19 protein-coding genes and 1 tRNA gene are annotated in these 26,652 nt (G+C 63.2%); 14 read left to right on the top strand and 6 right to left on the bottom strand.

Annotated elements, in window-relative coordinates; all coding sequences use genetic code 11:
• Positions 1-125: 125 nt before the first annotated feature.
• The 5 genes from AC1D0I_RS01235 to AC1D0I_RS01215 all read left to right on the top strand — a co-directional run bounded on the left by AC1D0I_RS01235 (position 126) and on the right by AC1D0I_RS01215 (position 6,786).
• Entirely contained in the window at positions 126-2,021 is a 1,896-nt protein-coding gene (locus tag AC1D0I_RS01235; RefSeq protein ID WP_477392532.1) for an ABC transporter ATP-binding protein, read from the top strand.
• The gene (locus AC1D0I_RS01230) at positions 2,018-3,916 is read left to right on the top strand and encodes an ABC transporter substrate-binding protein (RefSeq protein WP_477392530.1); all 1,899 of its coding nucleotides are present in this window, start codon (positions 2,018-2,020) and stop codon (positions 3,914-3,916) included. The genes AC1D0I_RS01235 and AC1D0I_RS01230 overlap by 4 nt, the downstream gene beginning before the upstream one ends.
• A gap of 2 nt (positions 3,917-3,918) precedes the next feature.
• A complete protein-coding gene (locus tag AC1D0I_RS01225) occupies positions 3,919-4,917 on the top strand; it encodes an ABC transporter permease (protein WP_457155012.1) in 999 nt (332 codons plus the stop codon).
• Positions 4,914-6,095 (top strand): ABC transporter permease, encoded by a 1,182-nt coding sequence (locus tag AC1D0I_RS01220; protein ID WP_477224757.1) that lies wholly within the window; start codon positions 4,914-4,916, stop codon positions 6,093-6,095. The genes AC1D0I_RS01225 and AC1D0I_RS01220 overlap by 4 nt, the downstream gene beginning before the upstream one ends.
• A 211-nt stretch (positions 6,096-6,306) precedes the next feature.
• On the top strand, positions 6,307-6,786 hold the full coding sequence (locus AC1D0I_RS01215; protein WP_184872685.1) for a class I SAM-dependent methyltransferase: 480 nt from the start codon (positions 6,307-6,309) through the stop codon (positions 6,784-6,786).
• Between the two features lie 248 nt (positions 6,787-7,034).
• Here the strand turns inward: AC1D0I_RS01215 and AC1D0I_RS01210 are convergent, their stop codons facing one another.
• Entirely contained in the window at positions 7,035-8,450 is a 1,416-nt protein-coding gene (locus AC1D0I_RS01210; protein WP_477224756.1) for a DUF5939 domain-containing protein, read from the bottom strand.
• Positions 8,451-8,654: 204 nt separating this feature from the next.
• On the opposite strand from AC1D0I_RS01210, the gene AC1D0I_RS01205 reads away from it, so the two are divergent.
• The 3 genes from AC1D0I_RS01205 (at position 8,655) to AC1D0I_RS01195 (ending at position 11,583) form a co-directional block, all read left to right on the top strand.
• Positions 8,655-9,479 carry a hypothetical protein gene (locus AC1D0I_RS01205; RefSeq protein ID WP_477392528.1) on the top strand — a complete coding sequence of 275 codons (825 nt, stop codon included), beginning with the start codon at positions 8,655-8,657 and terminating at the stop codon, positions 9,477-9,479.
• A gap of 74 nt (positions 9,480-9,553) precedes the next feature.
• Positions 9,554-10,078, top strand: a complete 525-nt coding sequence (locus AC1D0I_RS01200; RefSeq protein ID WP_095084386.1) for a GNAT family N-acetyltransferase — start codon at positions 9,554-9,556, stop codon at positions 10,076-10,078.
• A 119-nt stretch (positions 10,079-10,197) separates the two neighbouring features.
• Positions 10,198-11,583: a hypothetical protein gene (locus AC1D0I_RS01195; protein WP_477392526.1), complete on the top strand. Its 1,386-nt coding sequence runs from the start codon at positions 10,198-10,200 to the stop codon at positions 11,581-11,583.
• A gap of 14 nt (positions 11,584-11,597) precedes the next feature.
• Here the strand turns inward: AC1D0I_RS01195 and AC1D0I_RS01190 are convergent, their stop codons facing one another.
• The gene (locus AC1D0I_RS01190) at positions 11,598-13,367 is read right to left on the bottom strand and encodes an adenylate/guanylate cyclase domain-containing protein (RefSeq protein ID WP_477392524.1); all 1,770 of its coding nucleotides are present in this window, start codon (positions 13,365-13,367) and stop codon (positions 11,598-11,600) included.
• A 304-nt stretch (positions 13,368-13,671) separates the two neighbouring features.
• On the opposite strand from AC1D0I_RS01190, the gene AC1D0I_RS01185 reads away from it, so the two are divergent.
• Positions 13,672-16,971 (top strand): ATP-binding protein, encoded by a 3,300-nt coding sequence (locus tag AC1D0I_RS01185; RefSeq protein WP_477392829.1) that lies wholly within the window; start codon positions 13,672-13,674, stop codon positions 16,969-16,971.
• Between the two features lie 17 nt (positions 16,972-16,988).
• Positions 16,989-17,669, top strand: a complete 681-nt coding sequence (locus AC1D0I_RS01180) for a redoxin domain-containing protein (RefSeq protein ID WP_477224751.1) — start codon at positions 16,989-16,991, stop codon at positions 17,667-17,669.
• A 92-nt stretch (positions 17,670-17,761) separates the two neighbouring features.
• Here the strand turns inward: AC1D0I_RS01180 and AC1D0I_RS01175 are convergent.
• Positions 17,762-17,836: transfer RNA gene (locus tag AC1D0I_RS01175), tRNA-Gly, on the bottom strand.
• A 184-nt stretch (positions 17,837-18,020) separates the two neighbouring features.
• On the opposite strand from AC1D0I_RS01175, the gene AC1D0I_RS01170 reads away from it, so the two are divergent.
• From AC1D0I_RS01170 to AC1D0I_RS01155, 4 genes are all read left to right on the top strand, one after another.
• A complete protein-coding gene (locus tag AC1D0I_RS01170) occupies positions 18,021-18,518 on the top strand; it encodes a prolyl-tRNA synthetase associated domain-containing protein (protein WP_477392522.1) in 498 nt (165 codons plus the stop codon).
• 77 nt (positions 18,519-18,595) lie between these two features.
• Positions 18,596-19,597 (top strand): thioredoxin, encoded by a 1,002-nt coding sequence (gene trxA / locus AC1D0I_RS01165; RefSeq protein ID WP_477392520.1) that lies wholly within the window; start codon positions 18,596-18,598, stop codon positions 19,595-19,597.
• A gap of 162 nt (positions 19,598-19,759) precedes the next feature.
• The gene (locus AC1D0I_RS01160) at positions 19,760-20,431 is read left to right on the top strand and encodes an LON peptidase substrate-binding domain-containing protein (protein WP_095083949.1); all 672 of its coding nucleotides are present in this window, start codon (positions 19,760-19,762) and stop codon (positions 20,429-20,431) included.
• A 103-nt stretch (positions 20,432-20,534) separates the two neighbouring features.
• Positions 20,535-20,777, top strand: a complete 243-nt coding sequence (locus AC1D0I_RS01155) for a Trm112 family protein (RefSeq protein WP_095083950.1) — start codon at positions 20,535-20,537, stop codon at positions 20,775-20,777.
• A 45-nt stretch (positions 20,778-20,822) separates the two neighbouring features.
• Here AC1D0I_RS01155 and AC1D0I_RS01150 read toward each other — a convergent pair whose 3' ends face one another.
• Genes AC1D0I_RS01150 through AC1D0I_RS01140 form a run of 3 tightly spaced genes read right to left on the bottom strand, consistent with a single transcriptional unit; the run spans position 20,823 to position 26,618 of the window.
• Positions 20,823-24,170: an error-prone DNA polymerase gene (locus tag AC1D0I_RS01150; protein WP_477392519.1), complete on the bottom strand. Its 3,348-nt coding sequence runs from the start codon at positions 24,168-24,170 to the stop codon at positions 20,823-20,825.
• Entirely contained in the window at positions 24,167-25,642 is a 1,476-nt protein-coding gene (locus AC1D0I_RS01145) for a DUF6504 family protein (RefSeq protein WP_477392517.1), read from the bottom strand. The genes AC1D0I_RS01150 and AC1D0I_RS01145 overlap by 4 nt, the downstream gene beginning before the upstream one ends.
• The gene (locus tag AC1D0I_RS01140; RefSeq protein WP_477392515.1) at positions 25,584-26,618 is read right to left on the bottom strand and encodes an ImuA family protein; all 1,035 of its coding nucleotides are present in this window, start codon (positions 26,616-26,618) and stop codon (positions 25,584-25,586) included. The genes AC1D0I_RS01145 and AC1D0I_RS01140 overlap by 59 nt, the downstream gene beginning before the upstream one ends.
• Positions 26,619-26,652 lie beyond the last annotated feature (34 nt).

Genomic DNA, 26,652 nt, shown 5'->3' with positions numbered 1-26,652 from the left:
GTCAGGGAACTGGCGACTATTTAGAATCCAAGTTGCTCTAGGCTGGCAATGCGCTAGTCTCGCTTTTCTGGGCCTGTCGCCAGGCAGGCCGCCAGAGTGGGGCTGGTGTGAGAATGAATTCGGGTATGAATTCGGGTTTTGACCTGCTGCGGATCGAAGATGTTGGCATCTCTTTTGCCATTGTCGGGGGACCGTTGCATGCCGTCAGGCGTGCGAATCTTCGCGTCCTACCAGGCAAGGTTACCGCGCTTGTGGGCGAGTCCGGTTCGGGAAAATCGGTTCTCAGCCAGGCCGTGATGGGCATCTTGCCGAAGACTGCCCATGTTCGCGGCCGTATCCTGTTTTCCGATCCTGAAAAGCCCGGCACAACGCAGGATATCCTGCAGATGCCGCGTGACGGGCCCGAAATTCGGGCATTGAGAGGCAGCCGCATCGGCAAGATCTTCCAGGAGCCGATGACGTCGCTGTCGCCGCTGCACACGATCGGCAACCAGGTCAGCGAATCCCTGCAGATTCATACGCCCATGGCTCGGGCGGAGCGCAAGGCGCGGACCGAGGAAATGCTCAGCCTTGTCGGGTTTCCCAATCCCAAGCGCGCCTATGACATGTATCCGTTTGAACTTTCGGGAGGATTGCGTCAGCGCGCCATGATCGCCATGGCGCTTATCTGCCGGCCGGCCTTGCTGATCGCCGACGAGCCGACGACGGCGTTGGACGTCACCATCCAAGCGCAAATCCTGCAGTTGCTGCGCGAGCTTCAGACCAAGCTGAACATGGCGATGCTGCTGATCACGCACGACCTCGGCGTGGTCGCCAATGTCGCCGACGAGGTGGTGGTCATCTACCATGGCGAGATCATGGAAGCGGGACCTGTCGAGGCGATATTCCGCCGGCCAGGTCACCCTTACCTGAAGGGCCTGATGGCAGCCGTTCCGCATTTCGACCTGAAGCCTGGCGAAAGGCTAAAGGCGCTCCGCGAGGTGCCTGTGAATGTCGAGAACCTACTTGGCAAGCAGACGGCGCCGGCATCGAAGGGGCCGGACGACATCCTGCTGTCCGTCAGGGATCTCACGAAGACTTTCACCACCCGCAAGTCCGGATGGTTCAGCGGGGGTCATCAAACCTCCGTTCGCGCCGTGGACGGCGTGAGCTTCGATATCAGGCGGGGTGAGTGCCTGGGTCTGGTCGGCGAAAGCGGCTCCGGCAAAACCACCGTCAGCAAGATCCTCATGCGGGCTGTCACCCCCAGTGGCGGCTCCGTGATCTTCAACGGCCGCGATGGACCGATCGAGGTCCTGGAAGCCGAGGGAAACGCCCTGCGCATGCTGCGCGCGAAAATCCAAATGGTCTTCCAGGATCCGGTTTCGTCGCTTTCACCGCGCATGACGGTGGAGAACATCTTGAGCGAGCCGCTCGAAATCCATCAACGTGGCAATGCCGCGTCCCGACTCGCCACGGTCAAGAGCCTGATGCAGGCAATCGGGCTCGATCCGCGCTTCATCAAGCGTTATCCGCACAGTTTCTCCGGCGGGCAGCGCCAGCGTATCGGCATCGCGCGGGCGTTGGCGCTGGGGCCTGAACTCCTTATCTGCGACGAGCCGGTTTCGGCGCTCGATGTCTCTGTCCAGGCACAGATCCTGAACCTTCTGAAGGACCTGCAGAAGGAACTGGGCCTGACCTACCTGTTCATATCCCACAATCTGGCAGTGGTGGACTACATGGCGGACCGCATCGCGGTGATGTGCGGCGGGCGTATCGTTGAGCTTGCGCCTCGCGAAATTCTGCTTCGGAAACCGGTCCACCCCTACACGCGTTCACTGGTCGCCGCAGTGCCTTTCCCCGATCTCGACAGGCCGATGGATTTCAAGACGCTGAAGCTCAGCGGTGCTTCCGACACCAGCGCATGGGGACCGCAGTTCCGTGACGAGGGCGAGGAGGATGTGCTGTCGCCGCTCGATCTTGGCGGCGGCCACCTGGTGCTGGCCCGACGTTCGGCCGATGTCAGCGAGCTACGCCATTGATCAGCCGGCGCACCATCCTTGGCCTCATGGCTTCGGCATTTCTGCCGGGCACGTCGCGCGCCGGCGATCTGGAGCCGGAATTTCTTCAGCCGGAGCTGAAGGCCAGGGCGCTGCCGGCACTCGCCGAACGCCTGCCCAAGAGCCCACGCGCGGTGAATCTCGCTGCGATGGGCCGGCAGCCAGGCCAGTATGGCGGCACGCTGCGTACGATCATCGGCAGCCAGAAAGATATCCGGATGATGACGATCTACGGGTATGCCCGCCTGGTCGGCTATGACGAAAAGCTCAACATGCAAGCCGACATTCTCGAGAGTTTCGACGTGGCGGATGATCGTGTCTTCACTTTCAAGATACGGGAAGGGCACAAATGGTCTGACGGTAGCCTGCTGACGCCGGAGGATTTTCGTTATTGCTGGGAAGATGTCTGGCTGAACGATGAGCTTTCGCAAGGCGGGCTCGCCCCGGCCCTGCTGGCGGACGGCAAGCCGCCACGCTTCGAGATCGTCGATCCGTTGACGGTCCGCTATAGTTGGGATGCGCCCAATCCCGACTTCCTGCCCAAGCTCGCCGCTGCTGCGCCGCTATCGCTTGTCCTGCCGGCCGCCTACCTCAAGCAGTTCCACAAGAAATACCAGGATCCGTTCCGGCTCGCCGGCCTAATGAAGGAGAACCGGGCCCGGAAATGGACGCTCCTGCATATCCGCATGTCGCGGCAGTATCGCCCGGAGAACCCGGACCTGCCGACGCTCGATCCCTGGCAGAACCGGACCAAGCCGCCGGCTGAGCAGTTCGTCTTCGAGCGCAACCCGTTCTTTCATCGAATAGACGAGAATGGCCGGCAACTGCCCTATGTCGACCGGATTGTCATGAATGTCAGCTCGTCGACGATCATTTCCGCCAAGACCGGTGCGGGCGAGAGCGACCTGCAAAGCCTGGGAATTGACTTCACCGATTACTCCTTCCTGAAGGATGCGGAGAAGCGCTACCCGGTGAAGATGCATCTGTGGAAACGCACACAGGGTTCGCGGCTGGCGCTGCTGCCCAATCTGAATTGTGCCGACCTGGTGTGGCGTGGCCTTTTCCGTGACGTGCGCGTGCGCCGCGCACTTTCGCTGGCTGTGGACAGGCGCGAGATCAATTTGGCCGTGTTCTACGGGTTGGCGCAGGAAAGTGCCGATACGGTGCTGCCGGAGAGCCCGCTCTTCCGGCCGGAATTCGCGAAAGCCTGGGTCGCCCATGATCCCGACCAGGCCAATGCCCTGCTCGACGAGGCCGGGCTTCAGCAGCGTGGCGATGACGGGGTGCGGATACTTCCCGATGGACGCCCGGCGCAAATCATCGTGGAAACGGCCGGCGAAAGCACGCTGGAAACCGACGCGCTCGAACTCATCACCGATCACTGGCGCAAGATCGGCATCGCCCTGTTCATCCGGACTTCGCAGCGCGACATCTTCCGTAGCCGCGCGGTTGGCGGCCAGATCATGATGTCGATGTGGTCGGGCATCGACAACGGCGTGCCGACCCCCGATATGAACCCGTACCAGCTGGCCCCCACCATGGATGACCAGCTGCAATGGCCGCTCTGGGGTGCTCACTATTTGTCTCATGGCAAGATGGGTGAGGCGCCCGATCTTCCGCCTGTGGTCGAGTTGATGGCTTTACTCGCGCGCTGGAACGCATCGACCGAAAGCATGGAGCGCGCCGAAATCTGGACTTCAATGCTGTCGATCTATACCGATCAGGTGTTTTCGATCGGCACGGTGAACGGAACGCATCAGCCGGTTCTGGCATCCTCGCGGCTGCGCAATCTGCCTGACAAGGCGCTCTACGGCTACGACCCGACTTCCTATTTCGGTGTCTATATGCCGGATACATTCTGGCTTGGAGAGTCCTGAGCGTGTTTCGATATCTTGTCTGGCGTATCGCTGTGATGGTTCCAACGCTGCTGATCATATCGGCGCTGGTGTTCACGATCATCGAACTTCCCCCAGGCGACTATTTCGACAGCTATGTTGCCGAGCTTCGGGCTCAGGGCGAAGCGGTAGATTCCGACCGCATCGAGATGATGCGCAAGGAATATGGTTTCGACAAACCGGTGGTCGTTCGCTACTTCTACTGGGTCGGCGGGATGCTGCAGGGCGATTTCGGCTATTCCTTCGAATATGAGCTGCCGGTTCGCGACGTCGTCGGGGACCGAATGTGGCTGACCGTGCTGGTTTCCTTCGTCACGATCATCTTCACCTGGCTCATCGCCTTTCCGATCGGCATGTACTCCGCCACGCATCAATACAGCTGGGGCGACTACGGCCTGACTTTCTTCGGCCTTCTCGGCCTTGCCATTCCGAATTTCATGCTGGCGCTGATCCTGATGTATTTCGCCAACATCTGGTTCGGCACATCCATTGGCCATCTCATGGACCAGCAATATCTCGGCGAGCCGATGAGCTGGGCCAAGGCGAAGTCGATCCTCGCCCATCTCTGGATCCCGGTCCTGATCATCGGCACCGGGGGCACGGCAAGCATGATCCGGCGGCTGCGCGCCAATCTGCTCGATGAGCTACACAAGCAATATGTCGTCACCGCGCGCGCCAAAGGCCTTCATCCCTTCAAGGCGCTGGTCAAATATCCGCTGCGCATGGCGCTCAATTTCTTCATTTCCGACATCGGCTCTATCCTGCCGGCCATCATCTCCGGCGCCGAAATCACGGCGATCGTGCTGTCTTTGGAAACGACCGGGCCGATGCTGATCAAGGCGCTGCAAAGCCAGGACATGTATCTGGCAGGGTCGTTCCTGATGTTCCTGGCTTTCCTGACGGTCATCGGCGTCCTGATTTCCGACCTGGCGCTGGCGCTGCTTGATCCACGAATTCGTTTGCAGGGCGGTAGCACCAAATGAACACGCATTCGCCGCTGCCCGCTCCGGGTGCTCCACTGCAACACTACGTTTCCACCGCGCCCCTTGACCTGCAGTCGGTCGAGGCGATGACGCCGGAGCAGTCGAAGGTCTTCCAGGCGTCGCAGTTGCGGTTGATGTGGTGGAAATTCCGAAAACACCGGCTTGCCCTTGTATCCGGCATATTCCTGGCAGTGCTTTATTCCGGGATACTGATCTGCGAGTTCCTGGCGCCCTACAATCTGCACACGCGCAACATGGACTTCATCTATGCGCCGCCGCAGCGGGTGCGCCTGTTCCACAACGGCGAGTTCGTCGGGCCGTTCGTCTATGGCCGCGAGATGACGCTGGATATGGACACGCTAAAGCGGAACTACATTGAGAACCACGACGATGTTCAGCGGCTCCGTTTCTTCTGCAGGGGCGACAGTTACCTATTCTGGGGCCTGATCGAAGGTGACAGGCATTTGGTCTGCCCTGCCGAAAACGGCCAGCTCTTCCTGGCCGGCACCGACAGGCTGGGGCGCGATGTGCTCTCGCGCATCATTTATGGCGCACGCATTTCGCTGACGATCGGCCTCGTCGGCATCAGTTTCAGCTTCCTGCTCGGCATCGTCATCGGCGGACTGGCCGGCTATCACGGCGGTATCTTCGATCTGATCGTTCAACGCATCATCGAAGTTCTGCAATCGATCCCCAGCATTCCGCTATGGCTGGCTCTGGCGGCGATCATGCCGATCACCTGGAGTCCGGCGGTGATCTATTTCGGCATCACCGTCATCCTCGGGCTGCTCGACTGGACCGGACTGGCGCGGGCAGTGCGTTCAAAACTTCTGGCGTTGCGCGAGGAGGATTACGTTCTAGCCGCGCAATTGATGGGGGCCAACAGCAGCCGCATCATCGGGCGGCACCTCATTCCCGGCTTCATGTCGCATCTGATCGCAACGGCGACGCTCTCCATACCCAGCATGATCCTGGGCGAGACGGCACTGAGCTTCCTTGGGCTTGGCCTGAGGGCGCCGATAACCAGCTGGGGCATCCTGCTCACCGAGGCGCGCAGCGTCAACGTGATCGCGTTCTATCCATGGCTGCTTTTGCCGATGCTCCCCGTCGTTCTCGTCATCATGGCGTTCAACTTCCTCGGCGATGGCTTGCGGGACGCCGCGGACCCCTACAAGTGAGATCGCTATCCCACCGCGCTTCGTGCCGCCTGCGCCACCCCGGTATGACCCTTGCAGGTGGCCTGTCCGGTTGTTGCAATGTTTACCGTTCGCCTCTATACGCGGCGAAATTCGATCGGGGTTTGGCAGGTGCCCTCGGGTTTCAGCCGCGAACCGCCCTGGTCGCGGGCGTCGCCGATTTCTTGGGCTGGTTCAGGACGTACAATTTCATATGAGTCGCCTCGAGAGTTTCATCCGCAGGATGACCGCACAGCGCGACATTCTCGATCAAGTCTGTGTCGAGGTGGCGAAGATCGAGGGCCCCGTGCTCGAACTCGGCCTCGGCAATGGCCGGACGTTCCACCACCTGCGCGAGCGCCTGCCCGGACGTCGGATCGTGGCGTTCGACCGGGCACTTGCCGCACACGACAGCTCAATTCCCGACGCTGAAAACCTCGTGCTCGGCGAGATAAGCGAGACGGCGCCCAGGTTCATTGGCATCGACGCCGCTCTTGTCAATGCCGACCTCGGAACCGGCCATGAAGATCGCGATGTGGTGACCCTTAGCTGGCTTCCCGATCTGATCGCGCGCCTGCTTCGCGTCGGTGGCTTCGCGGTCAGCGGCATACCGCTCCATCACCCGCAGTTGCAACGCCTCCCTCCGCCGCCTTCGGTGCCCACCGATCGTCTATTTGTCTATAGGCGTGTGTGAGGGGCCGAGACGACCCGCGTCCCGTTGAAACGGATTCAGGCGACGCGCTTTGAGTTTTTGTCTTTATGCATCTCGTTGCCCCAAAACCGGGGCCACTTTTGGGCGAGATGCGGTGCAGCGGTTCACCGTTTTACGGAAACGCCGAACCCGCTCTGTCTCTTTGTTTTAACGCAATTCCCCATGGGAACGCGCCACGCGCTTTTCCCGGGAAAACCGTCTCACACTTTTCCTGGAATTGCTCCAAGTATTCAGGGGATCGTATAGACTGCTATCTCCCGCTCAATGCCGCGCAGCGAGACCTCGTGGGGCACGGGCGTCAGCGCTTTCCTGTGCAACAGATCGGCGGTGAGATTGTCATCGACCACCGCACGAGTGGCGAAGATCGCCTGTGCGGTGGCAAGGTTCTGGACCCGCGAAGCAATGTTGACCGTCTGGCCGAAATAGTCCTGTCGCTCGTTCATGGAGACGGCGATGCAGGGGCCCGCATGGACACCGATCTTGAGCAGCAGATCCTCGCGCCCGCTCTTGTCGTTGAGCGCACGCATGGCATCGCGCATCCTGAGGGCGGCGGCAATCGCACGATCAGGCGTCGCGAAGGTCGCCATCACCGCATCACCGATCGTCTTCACCACCGCGCCTGTCTCCGCCGCGACGATCTCGTGCAGAACCTGGAAATGCTCGCGCACGAGATCGAAGGCTGAAAGGTCGCCCACCCGCTCGTACAGCGCGGTCGATCCGCGCAGGTCGGTGAACAGGAAGGTCAGGCTGGTGATCTTCAGGCGCTGGTCGATGTCGAGCGTGTCCGCGCGATAGAGATTGCGGAACGTCTGGTTGGTGAGCAGGCGCTTGGCCGTCAGGAAGGGCCGGCGTTTGCTCAGCAAATCATGCAATGCCGGTCCGGCAATGAAGACCGTCGGCAGCACGCGGGTGTCGGTCCTGTTTTCCAGCGAAATGCGCATCGGGCCGGGTTGCATCTCCAGCGTCTGGCTCTGGACATGGTCGCGGTCGAAGACCAAGGAGAGGCTTCGGCGCTCCTTTGTTGGTTCGCCCTTCGCGTCGATGAACTGCGCTGAATGGGTGACTGGCTCGAAGACGATAATGAACTCGGGCGGAAGCCGTATGGGCAGAACCGCCTTTTCACCGGGCGCAAGCTCGATACCTTCCAGCAAGAACGCTTCCATCTTTTTGGCGAAATCTTCTTCCGGCAGATCGACGCCAGACGCCCAGTAGATTTGGCGGAAATATTCCAGCAACGGCAGTTCGTGTGGATTGTGGGCAGCAATCCTGCGCACGCGGGGACTGACGGTGAATGTCACCTCGACCATCTCGTCGAGGGTCGGCGGATAGCCCTCGGCGCACAGCGCGCATGTGTATTCGTCCTTCTGCAGGGTTTTCAGCGTGGCATTGGTGTCGAGCACGCCGCCACAGCCGGGGCACAGAACATTCCAGGAAATGTCGAAGATGCCCACCCGTGCCGCGTGGAGAAAGGCGCCTATGGTGCGTTCCTCGTCGAGGCCAAGCTTGCCGGCGAAGGCTGGCGCATTGATGCGGCAAAGTTCGCGGTCCTGGCCCTCCGCTATAGTTTGCTTGATCGCGTCGATTGCCTGCGGATCGACATCGGTCGATTGCCGCAGAAGCGAGAACAGATCCTGAGCTTCGTTCATCGTGCAGGCTCCGGAAAATGCGCCCCCGAGGCGTGTTGATCGGGACCGCTCTCTGGTCCGAGTCGCCATTTTACTGCGAAACTGACCGTACGGCCATTCGAATAGACAAGACTGGTGACAGTCCAATTTCCATTCAGCAGATTTTCACCGGCCTCAAGTGGCACTATGATGGTACATTGGGCATTCATTTTTGGGGCTTCTCCCGTGCCGACATCCGACAATCCGCCATTTCCCGCGGCTCTGCGCCTTTTCTCCGCAGGGGTTATCATCGTCCTGATCGTAGGCGCCGGCCTGTTTTTCGCACCGGCACTGGTCAAGCCGCGCTGGCCCTGGCCCGTCACGCCATTCAGTGCCCGCTTCCTCGGCGGCTTCTACACCGCCGAAATGGCGGTGATGGCGGCACTCTTGTTCTGGAATCGCTGGTCGCCCGGCAGGCTGGTGCTCGTCATGGCCTTCATCTTCACCGTCATCGTGTCGGCGGTTTCGTTGATCAATCTCGGCTATTTCAATTTCGAGCGCAAAGCGGCCTGGCTCTGGTTCCTGGTCTATCTTGCCTCGGCCGCGGTATCCGGGCTGTTCCTGTGGCGGGCCAGGGCCCGTCCTTCAGCAAGAGGCGTGACCCTAAACCCCGCATGGCGCGGCTACATGTTGGCGGAAACGGCGATCCTTGGGCTCTATGGCGTCGGCATGTTGCTGTTTCCCGTGATGGTCAGCAGCACTTGGCCATGGCCGGTCGATCCTTTCCACGCCCAAGTCTACAGCGCCATCTTCCTCGCTGGCGCTAGCGGCGCATATCTGGTCTGGAAAAGCGCGCCGCGCGAGGAACTGCTGGTGCTTGGCCTGGCGCAGTTTCTGGTTGGCCTGCTTTCCATCCTTGGTCTCGTCATCACCGACGCTGCGGTGCATCGGATCGACTGGACGGCGCCCAAGACATTGTGCTGGCTTGCCCTTTTCGGCTGGATCGGCATCAGCGGCGTCTTCAAACTCTCCGCCGCCTCCCGCTATTTCAGCGCGCAATCGGCAGCATAGCTTGCAGAGATAGCTGGATTTTCAGGTGACGTCCGGTGCATCGTGCCGGGCCTATTGCCTTCGCCGGGAACGCCATGACCAGCACGACCTCGCCATCCTCCGAGAAAATCCAGCCGCAGCTCCGCGCCATCAGGCCAAGCGATGCGGAAGCGCTTTGCGCTATCTTCAACATGCCGGGCTTCCGCTGGGGCACGCTCAGGATGCCCTTCGAGATGGTGGAGCAGGTCGAGCGGCGCATCGCCAAGGCCGGCCAGGAAACCACCTGGATCGTCGCGGAGCTGGACGGCAAGGTCGTCGGCCATGGCAGCCTGATCGTGCAGGGGTCGCCACGCCGGTCGCATATCGGCGAGATCAATATCGGCCTCGACGATGGCTTTGTCGGCAAGGGCATCGGCTCTGCCATCCTTGGCGCCCTGCTTGACGTGGCCGACAACTGGCGCGCCCTGAAGCGGGTCGAATTGACCGTCTATGCCGACAACGAACCGGCCGTCCGTCTCTACACAAGCCATGGCTTCGAGGTCGAAGGTCGGCATGTGAAGGCGGGTTTTACCGACGGGCAGTACCACGACCTGCTGAGCATGGCCCGACTGCGGTTTTGAGATCCGCTGTTTGGAGACTTACCTGTTTTGATCGAGTTGACGATCTATGTGTGGGCCGGCCGGGTCCAGCAAGTCTGGTCTCCCTTGGCGTTTGCATCGCGAGCGGCTAGACGGGACCAATGACCGCCGTCTTTGACCCCACGCCTACGCCTCCGGCGGAAATTCTGGCTGTGCTGTCGCTGCTCTGCCCGGAAGTCGTGCGTGACATCGAGCAGAACTGGAATGCACCGGTTTCCGAATACGCCCGCCATCTGTGGCGGCCGGTGGCGAGGCCTGTGTCGGGCCCGGCGATCGCTGCCCGCTCGATCCTGCGCGACGTCCTGCATCAGCGCCTTGGTGCGATCATGCAGCCTGAAGAGATCGGCAAGGCCCTCGAAGAGTTCGAGCGCAGACCGGTGATCCAGTCCGGCCTGCACTGCCTGCTGCTGATGGACCGGATTACCTTCGATGCCTTCCTGCTTGCCTGGCTCGGCGCGGTGGAAAACGGTCTGTCGGCCTTCGTCGGCTTCATGGGAACGACGATGACCATGGAGACAAACGGCCGGGAGGGGCCGGGGTGGCTCGATGTCGGCGACGACAAGGTCAATTTGTTTGGCATGGGGCGCCACAAACTGTGCCGCAAGAGCGCCTGCGTGGCCGGTCCCGTCTCTCTCAACACGCGCGCGCTCGAGGCGGTGGGCGATGAAACGGATGCCAGCCGTTGGCTGGGCACGCTGCTTGCCAGCCAGGACAAGGCATTTGGGACCGCCGCCGATGCGCTGACCGCCCTCAACGAGGATCTGGTCGCCGATTGGGATCGTTCCGGTATGGCCCGGCCGGTCTTCATCGATGATCGGCTCGCCGCGGCCGCCATGGCGCGGCATCTGGAACACGACGGCAGCTTTCTTTCTAGGCTGCTCATCGAGCCGGCAAGGCGCCAGCGTCTCGAACGTGCCTTGCAAGAGGCGGCATCGGGCCCATTTGGCAGATTCCTGCCCAATAGCACGGCCTATTTCTGGGGCATCCGCGAGGAACGCGTGCGCAAGCTCGTGCTCGAGAACGGGCAGTTGATCGAGCCTGACAGGCCGCATGGTCTCTCCATTCCGTTCGAGCGGCCGCATCTCAGGCAGGCGCTACTGGACGGCGTGCTGCTGCCGAACCTGTTCCTGATGTTCCTCGTCCTTGCCATCTTGCCGCGCGTGCGGGTCGTGGGCGGCCTGAGGCAGATCGGCTATGTAGCGCTTTTCCACTCGATCCTGCTGGCAGCGCTAGACGAAAACGCGCCGGAAGAGCGCGATCTAGCTGCGGAGCTGCAGGTTCGGGAAAATGCCTGGGGCATGCGGGTCATCGATGAAAAGATCTCGGTCCGCGAGCAGCTTGCCGGCCTGCCGGAAGGGGCGCTTTTCCCGGATTTGCTCCGGCAATACCGATTGCGGACATTTGCCGAGACGACCGACGACCTGAAACTGGTTCGCGAAAACGCCCGATGGCGCAAGATCGGCCAGGCAGGCATCAGGGCGACCTGACATCGCCGCAGCTGTCATTGCACGACCCCGGCCTTGCGGAGCCCATCCACCACGAGTTCGAAATCGGCAGGATTCTTGTAGGGCAAGACCTTGCGACGGTATTCCAGCGAATAGTCGGGATTGAGGCGAAGCACCTCCTGCCATGCCGCGCGGGCCTCGGCGAAACGGCTGAGATGGCCGTAGCAGGCGGCCAGAAGCGCACGCGAGACGTCGGTGGTAGCGTTGCGAGCCAGCCGTTGCTGCAAGAGGTCGACGGCCTCTTCGTACCTTCCCAGATGAAACGCGGCCAAAGCCTGGAAGTGCAGAAGTACATCGGGAAAGTACGGATTCAAGGTCTTCCCCCGGGCGAAACTCTCAAGGGCCTCCTCGGGTCTGCCCGAATAGTACAGCGCCTCGCCGAGGATGACGTGCCCTTCGGCGAAGTTCGGATTGAGGGCGATCGCGTGCTCGGCTTCGTCGATGGCCCCATCGTGCCGTCGTGTGTACAGCTTGGCTATAGCCAACGCCCAGTGCGCCCAGGGATCGCTGCCATCCAGCGTTACCGCTCGCGTTGCGACCTCTTCCGCTTGCGCCATCGATTCCGGCGGCGAGGCACTCCACCTGTTCAGGTAATCGAGTCCGTGCGTAAGGGCGAGGAAAGCGTGGGCAGAGGCAAACTTCGGGTCCAGGTCGATGGCACGTTGCAAGACGTCGCGGGCTGCGACGTTGGTCTCCTTCGTCAGCTGGTGCCACAGCTCCCGGCCCCGCAGGAAACAGTCATACGCCTCCGCGTTGCGTGGGTGCTCAGGCGCCAGCCGCTGACGGTCACCCTCAGTCAGATTGAGCGCCAGCGCACCGACGATCTGCTGTGTCACGTCGTCCTGCACGGCGAATATGTCGGTCAGCTCGCGATCGAACCGCTCCGCCCAAAGATGGCCGCCCGAGGTTGCATCGATGAGCTGCGCGGTGATGCGCACCCTGTTCCCCGACTTGCGTACGCTGCCCTCAAGTACATGCCGCACGCCGAGCTTCGTGCCCACCTCCTGCACCTGGACGTTCTGGCCCTTGAAGGTGAACGACGAATTGCGCGCGATGACGAAGAGCTGCGACAGTTTGGACAGCGCCGTGATGATGTCCTCGGAGATGCCGTCGGCGAAATAGTCCTGTTCGGCGTCGCCGCTCATGTTGGCGAACGGCAGGACGGCGATCGACAGCTTCGGCGGCGCTGCCGTCGCGGGTCGGCTTGCGATTTCCGAGGTCGCGGCCGCCCTGGTCCCGGCGCTGCCGACTTGCAGCGAATAGACCCGGATCGGCTCGGCGATGTTCTTGAGCTGAGTGCTGCCCAGATCGCTGACCGAGAGGTCGAGCCTGGCTTTGACCTGGCGGTAGGCATCCTCGGACAGGCAGATGGCGCCGGGCGCCGCGACGCCCTCCAAACGCGAGGCGATGTTGACGCCGTCGCCCATCAGGTCGCCGTCGCTTTCCTCGACCACATCCCCCAGATGGATGCCGATCCTGAACTCGATGCGGCGGTCCTGCGGCACGCCGGCATTGCGCTCGACCATGCCATTCTGAACCTCAACGGCGCAGCGCACGGCATCGACCACGCTGCGGAACTCGACCAGCGCTCCATCTCCGGTGCGCTTGATCACCCGCCCGTTGTGCACGGCGATGATCGGGTCGATCAGGTCGCTGCGCAGGGCCCGCAACCTCGCCAAAGTACGATCTTCGTCCGCGCTTGCGAGCCGGCTGTATCCGACGACATCTGCGGCCAGGATTGCGGCCAGCTTGCGATTCTCGCTCATCGGTCCGTCTCCTCGTCCCCACAATAGCAGGAAGACGGAGGGTACGAGGGAACTTTCGCAAACGACGGCTATGCAGCCGCCCGAATCGCCAGCGCTCCGCCCGGGATCCACACGGATCGCTCGATGCCGATTTGCGCTGCCGCTTGCTGGTCGACGCCTAACGGTTCATCCTTGTGAGAACCCTGGCCGTGACGTGCGTGGGGAATCACGCCGCCGCGGCCGCTTTAGGTCTTTGTTTTTATGCATGTCGTTGTCCCAAAACCGGGTCCACTTTTGGGCGACATGCATTGGTGAGGTCTTGTCGATGGACTGCTCGGGCTGCGGTTTCGAGGTTGAGAGCGGATTCGCTTTCTGTCCGAGGTGTGGCAAGCGCCTGCCCGTGCCATGCGCCAGTTGCGGCTACCCCTGCGCACCTGATTTCGAGTTCTGTCCGAAATGCGGGGCAAGCGTCGGTGCGGCCGCAAAAGCTGTCGAACGGCCTGCTCCGACACGGAGCCGGACCATCGTGCCGCCTTCTCGAACGCCGTCGCTGCTTGCGAACATAGAGAGCGACGATGGGCTGCATCCCGTCTCCGACGCCGATCGCCGGACGGTGACGGTCCTCTTCGCCGACCTTTGCGGCTTCACGACACTCAGCGAGCAGCTCGACCCCGAGGTGATGCAAGCACTGCAGAACGAACTGTTCAAGGAATTGACGGCGGCCGTGCGAAACTTCGGTGGTTTCGTCGACAAATTCATCGGCGATGCACTGCTCGCTCTGTTCGGTGCGCCGGTCGCGCATGAGGACGATCCGGAACGTGCGCTTCGCGCCGCTCTCGACATGATCGCCCGGACGGCGCGGCTGGGCGAAAGCGCCCCCCACTCCGGCTCGCCCCTGTTGCTCCACATCGGCATAAACACCGGCCCGGTCGTCACTGGCGGATTGGGCATCGGCACCGCCAAATCCTATTCGGTGACCGGCGACACCGTGAATACGGCGCAACGCCTGCAATCACTGGCCGCACCGGGTGAGGTGCTGGTGGGCGAGCTCACTCACAGGCTGACCCGGCATGCCTTCTCATACGAGCCGCTGGGTGATGTCGTGCTTCGCGGCAAGGCTGGCAGTGTGCTCGTCCATCGTCTGGATGCACCGCTCGCGGCGCCGCGTGCGGCACGTGGGCTTGAGGCGCTCGGCCTCAGCGCACCGATGATAGGCCGTGATGCGGAGCTGCATAGAATGCTGGCGAGCCTTGACCAGGCGTGCGGCGGCTCGGCCCAACTCGTCCGCCTCGTTGGAGAAGCCGGTATCGGGAAATCGCGACTGGTGAAGGAGTTCGTCGCCCGCGTCGGCGACGAGGATCGTTTTCGCAACCTCGCCGTGCGGCAGGCCACGTGCTCACCTTTGGGCGAACGATCATTTGGCGCCTTGGGCGCGGTGGTGCGCAGCGCTGCCGGGATGATGCAGAACGACACCGGGGACGAAATGCGGGGGAAGCTCGCAGGCTTGCTTACCGATCTCGGCCTGCAGGGCGAGGAGGCGAAGCGGCTGATGCCCTTGCTCTACCATGTGCTTGGCCTTGGCGACCCCGATGCCACCTTGCAGCATGTCGAGCCCGAGCAGTTGCGGCGGCAAATTCTCTACGCAGTCCGCACGATCATCGAACGGCGGCTTGCGTTGTCGCCGCTGTTGATCGTCGTCGAAGACCTGCACTGGGCCGACGCCGTGTCGCTCGAGGCACTGCGTTTCGTGATGGACAGGTTGGAACGCACACGGTTGATGTTGCTGGTCACGCATCGTCCGGAGCCGGACCACGGCCAGCTCGACTCAAGTCGGGTCAGTCACACAGCGCTCAGGCTTTCGCCGCTCAGCCGCGATGACGGACGCAGCCTGCTGGCGGCGCTTTTCGGCGAGAGCTGGGTAAACTCCGCAGGAACGCTTCTTGACCAGATCCTCGAGCGCGCGGGCGGCAACCCCCTTTTTATCGAGGAGATCGTTCGCGGCCTTATCGATCGCGGTGTCCTGGTGCGCGAGGGCCAGCGATGGCGGACTGTGGCAGGCGAAGCCGCAACCGGCATTCCCGCCACCATCCAGGCAATGTTGCTTGCCCGCGTCGACCGGCTGCCCCAGGAGGTGCGCCGTTTGGCCCAGGAAGCCGCGGTGATCGGCCCGCGCTTCGACGCCACACTTCTGAAAGCCGTGACAGCCGACCCCGGCCGGCTGGAATCCGGCTGCGAACTGCTTTGCGATGCGGAAATCATCGAGGAAGTTGCCGGATCAGGCTCGGTCTCGTCGCAAAGCTACCGTTTTACGCAAACTTTGCTGCAGGACGTGATCTACCAGAATCTGCTTCTGCAGCGCCGGACCGACATCCACGGGCGGGTCGGTGCTGCCTTGGAGCAACTGTGCGGCGACAGACCGGAACGGCTCGAGGATTTGACCGTGCTCGGTCATCATTTCGCACAGAGCGCCGAGCGGGAGAAGGGCGCGCACTACCTGCAGGCGGCGGGCGATCGCGCTCGCATGATCTACGCCAACGACGACGCCCTTCGTTTCTACGAGCGGGCACTGACTGCGTTGGGCGCGACCGGGCAAACACCGCTCAAACTGGTGATTGCAGAGCGCATTGCCGATTTGAGCGGCCCGGCAGGCCGCCGCGAGATCGCCCACCACCATTACGAGACGGTGTTGCAGGCCTACCGCGAGTCAACCGATCGTGTCGCTTCGGCGCGCGTTTTGCGCAAGATCGGTCGGCTGCTCTGGGACGTCGGCAAGCGCGACAACGCAGAATCCCGCTATGCCGAAGCGGCAGCGTTCCTCGATGGAGCGGATGCCCCGATCGAGCAGGCGCATCTGTGGCAAGAGCGTGGCCGACAGGCGTTCCGCAGCGGGGATCACGCGCTCGCGGCAAAATGGGCGGATGCGGCGCTGGATTGCGTGCGCACCCTGACAACGGAGCATGTCTCCGAGGCCGGGCGTGATGCCACTCTTGTGACCGCCGAGGCCCTCAATACCAAGGCAGTCGCGCTGGCTCGCCTTGGGCGAAACCGGGAAGCCGTGGGTCAGGTCGAGCGTAGCATCGAATTGGCCGAAGCCGCCGGTCTGCTGGGGGCGGCCTGCCGCGGCTACACCAATCTCGGCGTGCTTTACACGACCATCGATCCGACACAGGCGATGGCGGTCTGTCGGCGCGGTCTCGAAGTGGCGCGCCATATTGGCGATCTGGGTTTCCAGGCGCGCCTCCTCGCCAATCTGGCGGTCGCTTGTTGTACCTTCACGGATCGCTGTCCAACGGAGGGCGTCCCTGCTGCCGAGAAGGCCATCGAGATCGACCGGGCGCTCGACCAGCGCGAGCACCTGCCGGTGCCGTTGATCGTGCTTGGGCAGATCCACCAGTGCAACGGCCGTCCGGAACTTGCGGTCGGCTTGTTCCACGAAGCCCTGGACGTAGCCCGCGAAACGGGCGAACCCCAACTGCTGTTTCCGTGCTATGATGGTCTCGCAACGCTTAATCTCGACATCGACAATCTGGCCGAGGCCGAACGCTACTTTTCCTTGGCGCAGGGTATATGCGCCCAGCACGGGCTCGACCCGGAAGCGCTTGTGGTGCTGCCTTTTCTCGACTAGCCGGGTGGGAGGTTGAAATGTCCGCGCCTCGTGACTTGGTACCGCTTCAACCGGGTGACCGCGCGCCGAACGTGGTACTCGACGCCATTACCCAGGAAGGCAAGATCGCGCTAGACGACTTCCGCGGACAAAAACCGGTGCTGGTCGGCTTGTTTCGAGGTCTGCATTGTGCGTTTTGCCGGCGCCATATCGCCGCCCAGGCGCGGCTTGATCCGGAGCTGCGCGAAAAGGGCGTGGAGAGCCTGACGGTGGTCAACACGCCGATCGAACGGGCGCGCCTCTATTTCCGCTACCACCCGATGCCGAATCTGCTTGCGGCCTCCGACCCTGAACGCGCTTCACATCGTGCTTTTGGACTGCCCAATCTCGAATTCACCCAAAACGAGACGAACTGGCCGTACAAGGTCTCGATGGCAGCGGTAAAGGATATGCGGATTGAGATGCCAGGCGAGTTGCCTGGTCCTTTGGATCCTTTGGCGGCCGGCGAAATCCTCGACAAGAGGGACCACTACGAACTGACCGAAGCCGACGAGCAGATGTTGGCAACCGGGCACGGACAACTGGTCGGTCAGTTCCTTTTGGACCGGCAGGGGATCGTCCGCTGGAGCTTCACGGAGGTTCCAGAGGGTGGACGATACATGTTTGGGGCGCCAAGCCCGCAGGAGCTGATGTCAGCCGTGTCCCAAGTCGCCCAATAGACCTGCGCCGCTGCATTGCCGGTTGGCAAGGCCATGTAAGCAAAAGGCGCCCCGAAGGGCGCCTTTTAGTCGCTTGATTTCCGAAAGGAAACTGGAGCGGGTGAAGCGATTCGAACGCTCGACCCCAACCTTGGCAAGGTTGTGCTCTACCCCTGAGCTACACCCGCTCGCACGGCGTCTTGGCCGCAAGCCGGGCCTATATGGCTGAAGAGCGCGGCGATTGCAACAGGGAAATGTCAGGCATTTTGCTATGCGGCGGGCGCACTCGCCAGGATGTCGCATGACGGTCTTGTGTCGGCTGCCCCATTGGCCGTAAACGGCTTGGCAGGAAACGGGACGAAGACAAAACCGATGCCGAAGACCGAAGCCGAGCTGATGGAGTTTCTTGCCGAACTCGGGATCGCTGCCTCGACGCGGCGCCATCCGCCGCTGTTCACGGTTGCCGATTCGCAGGCGTTGCGCGGCGAAATAGCCGGTGGCCACACGAAAAACCTGTTCCTGAAGGACAAGAAGGACAATTTCTTCCTGGTCACCGTCGGCGAGGACGCGGTCGTCGACCTGAAGCAGATCCACCAGATCATCGGCGCCGCCGGCCGCGTTTCCTTCGGCAAGCCGGAGATGCTGATGGAGTTGCTCGGCGTGACGCCGGGGGCGGTCACGGTCTTCGGCCTGATCAACGACATTGCGGGCCGGGTCAAGGTGGTTCTCGACAAGGCGTTGATGGACCATGCGGTGATCAACGCTCATCCGCTGACCAATGAGGCAACGACGTCGGTCGCAGCGGCGGACCTGATCAGATTCGTCGAGGCAACCGGCCACGATGCTGCTATCTTGAAAGTCTCCGCGTGATCGCCACATGGATGGCCTAAGTCAGATTGTCTGAAAGCGCCTGGCCGCCGGCGGCCGCGCCACGGAAGGGTAAAGAGATGAGCGACAACAATCCGTTTGGAAGCCATGGCGGCCAATATTCCACCACCGTGCAATATGGTGGAACCGAGGCTCCGCGCGCGAAAGCCGCGCTTGGCGAGGCGCCGCCGGCCGCCGCCCCAGGGGCCGCCGATGTGATCAAGGACACGACGACCGCCGCCTTTGCCGCCGACGTCATCCAGGAATCGCGCCGCCAGCCGGTGCTTGTCGATTTCTGGGCCCCTTGGTGCGGGCCGTGCAAGCAGCTGACGCCGCTGCTGGAGAAGGCGGTCAAGGCCGCGGGCGGCAGGGTCAAGCTGGTCAAGATGAATATCGACGACCATCCCTCGATCGCCGGCCAGCTCGGCATCCAGTCGATCCCGGCGGTCATCGCCTTCAAGGACGGCCAGCCGGTCGACGGCTTCATGGGCGCGATCCCGGAGAGCCAGATCGCCGAATTCATCACCAAGGTGGGCGGCAAGGGCAATGGTGCGCCGCCCGTGGCCGAGGCCCTGGCCGCGGCAGCCGAGGCGCGCGAGGCCGGCGACATGCAGACGGCGGCCGATATCTACGACGCCATCCTGGCGCAGGCGCCGGAGACGGTCGAGGCGATTGGCGGGCTGGGCGACCTGTTGTTCGAGGCCGGTGACATCGAGGGCGCCGAAGCGTTGCTGGCAACGGCGCCCGAGGCCAAGAAGGATGCGCCGCCGCTGGCCGCCCTGCGCGCCAAGATGGCGCTGGCGGCGCAAGCGGCAGCGCTTGGCAACCCGGCCGAGTTCGAGCGGCGCCTGGCCGAGAACCCCGGCGATCATCAGGCGCGTTTCGATCTGGCCATGATCCAGAACGCCAATGGCGATCGCACGGCGGCGGCCGACAATCTGCTGGCCATCATCAAGGCCGACCGCGCCTGGAACGAGGACGGCGCCAAGACGCAACTGCTGCAGTTGTTCGAGGCCTGGGGCATGACCGACGAGGCGACGCTTGCGGCGCGCCGCAAATTGTCGTCGCTGCTGTTTTCCTGAGCCGGTTACTGATTGTTTTGGTCGCGCAGGCTTGCGGCCGGCGGCCATCGCGCCAGATTATCAGTGACCAATGCATGTCGCGCAAAAGTGGCCCCGGCTCTGCGAAAGGGATATGCATAGAAGCAACACCCGCTTCCCTATGGAAGCGATCGGAGGATTGAGGTGCAAGCGGGAAACGCGCATTACCGGCTCGCCAAGAATTTGCCGTCGACGATCCCGATCTTTCCGCTCGAGGGTGCGCTTTTGCTGCCGGGAGGCCGCATGCCGCTCAACGTCTTCGAGCCGCGCTACCTGCAGATGGTGGACGAGGCGATCGCCGGCTCGCGGCTCATCGGCATCATCCAGCCCAGCCTCGACGGCGCCTTGCGCGACGACGGCGAGCCGGAGCTCTGCAATGTCGGCTGCGCCGGGCGGATCATCGCCTTTTCCGAAACCGGCGACGGCCGCTATCTGATTTCGCTGCAGGGCGTTTGCCGGTTCCGCATCGCCCACGAGCTGACGGTCAAGACGCCGTTTCGCCAGTGCAAGCTGGCGCCCTTCCTGGCCGATCTCGACGAGGACCAGGCGGCGAACGAGATCGACCGGCCATCGCTGCTCAAGGCGTTTCGCGCCTATCTGCAGGCCAATGACCTTGAAGCCGACTGGGAGAGCGTCAGCCGGGCCGAAAACGCCATGCTGGTCAACGCGCTGTCGATGATGGCGCCCTATGGGCCGGCCGAGAAACAGGCGCTGCTCGAGGCGGCGGATCTGAAGACACGGGCCGAAACGCTTATCGCCATCACCGAAATGGCGCTGGCGCGCGAGAATGAGGATTTTGGTTCGAGCCTGCAATGAGATGTGTCGATACCTAGCTGGCCTGCAAACGACAAATTTCCTGCGTTGGCGGCCTGACCTTGCTCTCGACACATCTTGGGTCGGACACTGAGAAGAGGACACGATGGCGGCGGATGGGCGTGACGGGAAGAAGGTCAATGTCGACCCCAAGCTGCTGGAGCTGCTGGCCTGCCCGCTGACCAAGGGGCCGCTGACCTGGGATCCGGAGCGCGGCGAACTGGTCTCCCGGGTCGCCAAGCTCGCCTATCCGGTGCGCGACGGCATACCGATCATGCTGCCTTCGGAAGCGCGGACGCTGTCCGTGGAGGATGTGTTGTCGCCGCCACGTTTGAGTGGGCCGTCTTGAGGGGTGGCGAGAGTGGCGCGGCTGGCGGGATAGTGCCCCCCTCTGCTACTGAAAATTGCGTCCCTTGGGCATGACACTTTCCGCCTCTTCCGACAGCGTTGCGAGGTCCGGTCGGATCGCCGCGTTGCGTGGCGCAGGGTCGCGATCCGTGCCGCTGACGGGGTGTTCCGCAGGGCCGGCGACTGTCAGGTTGGCCTGGCTGACCTTTTCCAGGAGCACGGTCAGCCAGGGGGTCAAATCCTCGATCTTCTCAGCGACGATATGGATGACATCCGATTCCGACTGCAATTTGCCGGTGACGCGGACGAACCTGGCGCCCATGATGACGGGCCGGTAGCGGTCGAAGGTTCTCTGCCAGATGATGATGTTGGCGACGGCCTTGTCGTCCTCCAGCGTCAGGAAGATCGCGTTGCCCTTGCCGGGGCGCTGCCGCACCAGCACGAGGCCGGCGACCGAGACACGCCTGCCATCGCGCACGGATGGCAATCCGGCATTGGGCGTAACGCCGGCCCGGTCGAGCCGCTCGCGCAGGAAGGCGACCGGATGCGCCTTCAGTGACAGGCCGAGCGAACGGTAGTCATGGATGACATGCTCGCCGAGCGGCATTTTGGGCAGCTTCGTCTCCGGCTCCAGCTCGCGCAGGCGGATCGCCGGCTGGTCGAACAGCGGTAGCTTTTCGGCAGCACTCTTGCCGTCGAGCGCGCGCACCGCCCACAAGGCTTCACGACGATCAAGGCCAAGCGAACGGAAGGCGTCGGCCTGCGCCAGCTTTTCGATCTCGTCGACATCGAGGCCGGAGCGCAGCCAGACATCCCAGACCGACTCGTAGCCTGAACCGCGTCGCTTGACGAAAGCGTCCATGCGCTCCTCCGACAGGCCCTTGATCTGGCGGAAGCCGAGCCGCAGCGCATGATTTGTCTTGATGACACCACGCATTTCGGCATGGCGTGGGAGGATGCGGTCCGGATCGAAGGATGCTTTCTCCAGCGTGGAGTCCCAGACGGAGAAATTGACGTCGACGTCGCGGATGTCGACGCCATGGTCGCGCGCGTCGCGGACGAGCTGGGCCGGCTGGTAAAACCCCATCGGCTGCGAATTCAGGATCGCGGCGCAGAACACGTCGGGGTAGAAGGTCTTGAACCAGCAGGAGGCATAGACGAGCAGGGCGAAGGACGCGGCGTGGCTTTCGGGAAAGCCGTATTCGCCAAAACCCTCGATCTGCTTGAAACAGCGCTCGGCGAAGTCCTTCGTGTAGCCCTTACCAATCATGCCGTCGATCATCCGCTTGCGGTAATTGCCGATGGTGCCGGTGCGCTTGAAGGTGGCCATGGCGCGGCGCAGTTCGTCGGCCTCCCCCGGCTTGAAACCGCCCGCGACGATGGCGATCTTCATGGCCTGCTCCTGAAACAGGGGCACACCAAGTGTCTTGCTGAGGATCGCCTCCAGCTCCGGCTTTTGATACTCGGCCTTTTCCTTGCCTTGCCGTCGGCGCAGGTAAGGGTGAACCATGTCGCCCTGGATCGGACCCGGCCGCACGATCGCCACCTCGATGACAAGGTCATAGAAATCCCGTGGCTGGAGACGCGGCAGCATCGACATCTGGGCGCGGGATTCGATCTGGAAAACGCCGAGCGTGTCGGCGCGGCAGATCATGTCGTAGACCTGCTTATCCTCCGGCGGCAGGGTGGCCAGCACATAGGGTTGGCCATATTTATCTCGCGCGTTTGGATAGTGATCCCTAAGCAGGGCGAAGGCACGCTGCAGGCAGGTCAGCATGCCGAGCGCCAGCACATCCACTTTCAGGATCTTCACCGCGTCGAGATCGTCCTTGTCCCATTCGACCATCTTGCGCTCGTCCATCGCCGTCTTGACGATGGGCACGATCTCGTCGAGTCGGTCCCTGGTGATGACGAAGCCGCCGACATGCTGCGACAAATGGCGGGGAAAGCCCATGATCTCGTTGGAGCGCTCAATCACCAGTCTTGCCAGCGGGTCGGCGCGGTTGATGCCGCCAGCGTGCGCCTCCTTCTCGCCAAGTTCGGAGGTCGACCAGCCCCAGATCGTGCTCGACAATGCGCTTCTGACATCCTCCGAGAGGCCCATGGCCTTCGCCACTTCGCGCAAGGCCGAGCGGCCGCGATAGCTGATGACGGCGGCGGCGAGTGCGGTGCGCTTGGCGCTGTATTTCGTATAGATGTACTGGATGACGGTCTCGCGTTTCTCATGCTCGAAGTCGACGTCGATGTCGGGCGGCTCGTTCCTCTCCTCGGAAATGAAGCGCTCGAACAGCGTGTCGATCCTGTCCGGCCCGACCTCGGTGATGCCGATACAGAAACAGACGACCGAATTGGCGGCCGAACCGCGCCCCTGGCAGAGGATGTCCTGGCCGCGCGCGAACTTGACGATGTCGTAGACCGTCAGGAAATAGCGGGCGTAGTTGAGGCGCTCTATCAGAGCGAGCTCTTCCTCTATGCGCTTGATCACGGACGCAGGCACCCCCGCCGGATAACGATTGGCTGCCCCCTCCCGCGCCAGCCGTTCCAACTCGGCCTGCGGCCCGAGACCGGACTCCGTCGGCTCGTCGGGGTAGTTGTACTGGAGGTCGCTGAGCGAGAAGGTCAGCTCCTGCGCAAAGCGCAAGGTCTCGGCCAGCGCCTGCGGATGCCTGCGGAACAGGCGCGCCATCTCCATCGGCGGCTTCAGATGGCGCTCGGCATTGGCGGCCAGCTGCAGCCCCACCTCGGCGACGGGCGTGTTGAGGCGGATCGCGGTCAGCACGTCCTGCAGCGGGCGCCGCTCAGTCGTGTGATAGAGAACGTCGTTGGTCGCCATCAGCGGGATGCCGGCATTTTCGGCAAACGCCGCTGCCTGCTCGATCCGGAAACGGTCATTGCCCGCATAGTCCGGCGAAACGGCCAGACGGAGATTTCTTCCGAAACGATCCTTGAGCTGGCGAAGCAAGGCGAGACTGTCTTCCGCCCCCGCCGTCAGATCGGGCATGACCGCCAGCGACATCAGGTCCCCCCATTCGAGCAAGTCGCTGCGCTGGAGAAGAGTGGCGCCCTTCTCGTTCTCGTCGCGCAGATTGGCTTGCGTCAGCATGCGGCAGAGATGCCCCCAGCCCTTGCGGTCCTGCGGATAGGCGAGAATGTCAGGGGTGCCGTCACCGAAAACCAGCCGGCAGCCGGGATGGTAGGAGAGCGTCTCGACCTTGGCCTGTTGCCAGGCGCGCACCACGCCGGCCACCGTGTTGCGGTCGGCAAGTCCGATCGCGGAAAAGCCGAAAAGCTTGGCGGCGACCACCAGTTCCTCCGGCTTGGAGGCGCCGCGCAGGAAGGAGAAATTCGACTGGATGCCGAATTCTGCATAGGGAATGACGGTCAGCGCATTCATGCGAAGACCCCATGCAGGAACCAGCGTGGCGGCACCTGGGAGCCGCCATAGAGGCCTTGCCGGTAGAGCCAGTAGCGGCGGCCGTCGGCATCCTCGATGCGAAAATAGTCGCGTGTCGATGCCGCCTCGTCGCTCGCGGGCTCGCGCCACCATTCCGCCGCGATGCGTTCCGGTCCCTCGGCACGCGTCACCCTGTAGAGCGCACGCCGCCAGCGGAAGTTCAGCGGCGGGCCCTCCGGCATTTCGGTGGCCGGCACCTCGATGGGCTCGGGCGAGCGGAACAGCCGGATCGGCCGTTCCGGCGGGAAGATGGTCATCGGCGCCTGCATCCGGTCCGGCTTCTTCGGCGGCGTGGTCCGGCGCGGGGCCTCGGTGAAGGGGATCGTGGCGACGGCGCGCTCCGGCAGATGGCTTTCCACAGTGACCGGTTGCAGGACCGCGCCCTCGCCGAGCCGGGCGCGGATACGGTCGGCGAACAGCGCGATGTCGGCGCCGTCATCGGTCACTTCGCCGGCAAGGTCGGCCTGCTGCATGTCGAAGGCGGCGGCCGACAGCACCGAGAGCCGGACGAGATCGAAGCCATAGCCGGCATCGATATCCTGCTCGAGCGCGGCCAGCCTTTCATGGAACAATTTCTGGATCAGCGGGGGTTCGCGCATCGGCCGCGAGGTGCCGATGGCGATGCGGCTGACGGCGCCGTCGACGCGAAACAAAAGCAGCGCCAGCATCCTGGCGCCCTCGCCACGGCGCTCGAGGTCGGTCTTCAATGCCGCCGCCAGCATGCCCACCAGCCGCTCGATGTCCTCGGTCAGGGTGACGGGCTCGCTGAGGTGACGTTCGACCGAAAGCGGCGCGACGGGAAGGCGCGGCGACACCGCTTCGTCGAGACGGCCAAGCGCCTGGTCGAGGCGCAAAAGCAGCGAGGCGCCGAAGCGGCGGGCAAGCGGCGCGCGCGGTGCCGCCATGACGGCGCCCGCCGTGCGCAGGCCGACGCTTTCCAGGCTGGTGCGGGTCGCGGGCTCGATGCGCAGGGCTGCCAGCGGCAAGGGTGCGAGCAGCGCCTCCTCCTCGCCGCCTGCGACGATGCGGTCACTGGCAAAGCGTGCCGCCGCCCAGGCCGCGCCCGGTGTCGCGGCAAGCCCGGCGCGGACATCGAAACCCTGATGGAAGAAGCGCGACAGGATGTCGTCCAGCATGGCGCGTTCGCCGCCGAAAAGATGGGTGCAGCCGGTGACGTCGAGAAACAGGCCGTCCGTTGCGTCCAGCGCCACCAGCGGGGTGTAGCGGTCGCACCAGTCGGCAAGGCCTTCGAGCAGGCGGCGATCGGCTTGCGGATCGGCCTCGACGATGTCGATCGACGGATGCATGGCGCGCGCATCGGCGATGCCCATGTCGCGCTTCAGGTGCAGCGCCTCAGCCCGCTCGTCGAGGGCCGAGATACGCTGCGCGTTGCCCTTGCGGTGGCTGATCACCAGCGGCAGGTGATCCGACGGCCGGGAACGCCAGGACCGCCCCAGACGCTGCCGCAGGATCCTTTCGACCGCGAGATAGGGAAACCACAGCGACAGGATTCTTTGCTCTTTCCTCGCCCCTTCTTTCGTCGCCCCATCTTTCATCGAATGCGCGTTCATCGGGGTTCCACTCCAGTGTGAATTGTCCAGGCAGGGCCGTGCGGCTCTTGCCGATGGTGAGGGTGAAGGCCGGGCGGCCGATCGAGCCGGCGAGCGGCCCGACGATGGTGTCGCGCGGCACCGCCGGTGCCGACGCGACGATGAGACGAACGGGTGCGGCCGTCGGTTCGGGCTCGGCAGCCTGCCGCAGCAGGAACACCGGCCGGCCGGCACTCTGTGCCCGGGCATGCAGCCGGCGCGTCGCGGTCAGGTCGAGCCGCTGCGGATTGCCGCGGATCTCGAGGATGACGGCGGCGAGCGCCGTCATCCGGGCGGCCTCCTCGGCGACCCACAGCGCATCGACAAGTTTTGGCGCCTCGGAAAACAGCAATTGCTCGGGTTCGATGCCGAACGAGGCATGAAGCCCCCTGGCATAGGGAAAGCCGGCCTCGCGAAAAATCTCCGATGTGCCGATCCAGAGCACCGGCAACCCTTGCGTCTGCTTGAGGATCAGGCTTGCGAGCGACAGAGCGAAGCCGGCGACGGCTCCGGCATCGCGGGTTTCAATGCCATGGATCTCGCTCAAGGCGGCTTTCGGCAGGCCGCCGCTCAGGGCGGCATCGAGCCGCTCGACGCCGGTGGACAGGAACGCATCCGGCAGCGCCGTGGCAACGCCTCGGCGGACAATCGTCACATCGATGCTGGGGCCGGCGTCGACGCGAACATCGGGAGCCGCGGCGGCCGGCGCCTGCAGGCGCTCGGGCAGCGTTCCCTTGATCTTCGCGATCTGGCGGCGCAGGGCAAAAACAGTCTCCCGCGCCACGGCGGTCATCGCCATGACGGTCAGCTTTCACTCACAATTGTTCCTGTTA

The sequence above is a fragment of the Mesorhizobium sp. P2_D1 genome, assembly GCF_056404455.1.
Note: the sequence above shows the minus strand (reverse complement) of the source record. Positions and strands in the feature narration are given on the sequence as shown.

What these genes read in the sequence shown, in the direction of transcription:
- AC1D0I_RS01235 (WP_477392532.1), top strand. Translation starts at nt 126, where the DNA reads ATGAATTCGGGTTTTGACCTGCTGCGGATCGAAGATGTTGGCATCTCT.
- AC1D0I_RS01220 (WP_477224757.1), top strand. Translation starts at nt 4,914, where the DNA reads ATGAACACGCATTCGCCGCTGCCCGCTCCGGGTGCTCCACTGCAACAC.
- AC1D0I_RS01215 (WP_184872685.1), top strand. Translation starts at nt 6,307, where the DNA reads ATGAGTCGCCTCGAGAGTTTCATCCGCAGGATGACCGCACAGCGCGAC.
- AC1D0I_RS01210 (WP_477224756.1), bottom strand. Translation starts at nt 8,450, where the DNA reads ATGAACGAAGCTCAGGATCTGTTCTCGCTTCTGCGGCAATCGACCGAT.
- AC1D0I_RS01200 (WP_095084386.1), top strand. Translation starts at nt 9,554, where the DNA reads ATGACCAGCACGACCTCGCCATCCTCCGAGAAAATCCAGCCGCAGCTC.
- AC1D0I_RS01195 (WP_477392526.1), top strand. Translation starts at nt 10,198, where the DNA reads ATGACCGCCGTCTTTGACCCCACGCCTACGCCTCCGGCGGAAATTCTG.
- AC1D0I_RS01190 (WP_477392524.1), bottom strand. Translation starts at nt 13,367, where the DNA reads ATGAGCGAGAATCGCAAGCTGGCCGCAATCCTGGCCGCAGATGTCGTC.
- AC1D0I_RS01185 (WP_477392829.1), top strand. Translation starts at nt 13,672, where the DNA reads ATGGACTGCTCGGGCTGCGGTTTCGAGGTTGAGAGCGGATTCGCTTTC.
- AC1D0I_RS01180 (WP_477224751.1), top strand. Translation starts at nt 16,989, where the DNA reads ATGTCCGCGCCTCGTGACTTGGTACCGCTTCAACCGGGTGACCGCGCG.
- AC1D0I_RS01170 (WP_477392522.1), top strand. Translation starts at nt 18,021, where the DNA reads ATGCCGAAGACCGAAGCCGAGCTGATGGAGTTTCTTGCCGAACTCGGG.
- trxA (WP_477392520.1), top strand. Translation starts at nt 18,596, where the DNA reads ATGAGCGACAACAATCCGTTTGGAAGCCATGGCGGCCAATATTCCACC.
- AC1D0I_RS01155 (WP_095083950.1), top strand. Translation starts at nt 20,535, where the DNA reads ATGGCGGCGGATGGGCGTGACGGGAAGAAGGTCAATGTCGACCCCAAG.
- AC1D0I_RS01150 (WP_477392519.1), bottom strand. Translation starts at nt 24,170, where the DNA reads ATGAATGCGCTGACCGTCATTCCCTATGCAGAATTCGGCATCCAGTCG.
- AC1D0I_RS01140 (WP_477392515.1), bottom strand. Translation starts at nt 26,618, where the DNA reads ATGGCGATGACCGCCGTGGCGCGGGAGACTGTTTTTGCCCTGCGCCGC.